Source organism: Pseudomonas sp. NPDC086112, from assembly GCF_044746425.1.
Classification (GTDB): domain Bacteria; phylum Pseudomonadota; class Gammaproteobacteria; order Pseudomonadales; family Pseudomonadaceae; genus Aquipseudomonas.
Genome location: NZ_JBIVCD010000054.1, coordinates 27,112 through 28,069 on the forward strand (window position 1 = coordinate 27,112; position 958 = coordinate 28,069).

Consider the following 958-nt stretch of genomic DNA (forward strand, 5'->3'; position numbering starts at 1 on the left):
AGGTCCGGCCGATGTAGCGGTTCTTCACGAAGCCTTCGCGGAACTTGACGCCCAGGTGGTTCGCCAGCTCCAGGGCCGCGGTGCGGCTGGTGTCCGGAATCGGGATGACCACGTCAATGTCGTGATCCGGACGCTCGCGCAGGATCTTCTCGGCAAGCTTCTCGCCCATGCGCAGGCGGGCCTTGTAGACCGAGACGCCGTCGATGATCGAGTCCGGACGCGCCAGATAGACGTGCTCGAAAATGCACGGAGTCAGCGACGGGTTGGTCGCGCACTGACGGGTGTGCAGCTTGCCGTCTTCAGTGATGTAGACCGCTTCGCCCGGTGCCAGGTCGCGAATCAGGGTGAAACCAAGTACGTCCAGCGAAACGCTTTCGGAGGCGATCATGTACTCGACGCCTTCGTCGGTGTGACGCTGACCGAAAACGATCGGGCGGATGCCGTGCGGATCGCGGAAACCGACGATGCCGTAACCGGTCACCATCGCCACGACCGCGTAACCACCGACGCAACGGTTGTGCACGTCGGTGACAGCAGCGAACACGTCTTCTTCGGTCGGCTGCAACTTGCCGCGCTGGGCCAGCTCGTGTGCGAACACGTTGAGCAGCACTTCCGAATCGGAATTGGTGTTGACGTGGCGCAGGTCAGATTCGTAAATCTCCTTGGCCAGTTGTTCAACGTTGGTCAGGTTACCGTTATGCGCCAGGGTAATGCCGTACGGCGAGTTGACGTAAAACGGTTGGGCCTCGGCCGAAGTCGAGCTGCCCGCGGTCGGGTAACGCACATGGCCAATGCCCATGTGGCCGACCAGGCGCTGCATGTGACGTTGATGGAACACGTCACGCACCAGCCCATTGTCCTTGCGCAGGAATAACCGGCCATCATGGCTGGTCACGATACCGGCAGCGTCCTGGCCGCGGTGCTGGAGGACGGTTAGCGCGTCATACAGCGCCTGATT

At 61.6% G+C, this 958-nt stretch carries 1 protein-coding gene; it reads right to left on the reverse strand.

Annotated features, from left to right (window positions below; translation table 11 throughout):
• On the reverse strand, positions 1–958 hold a 958-nt coding region (gene purF / locus ACIPLA_RS26010), incomplete at both ends, for an amidophosphoribosyltransferase (RefSeq protein ID WP_401177102.1).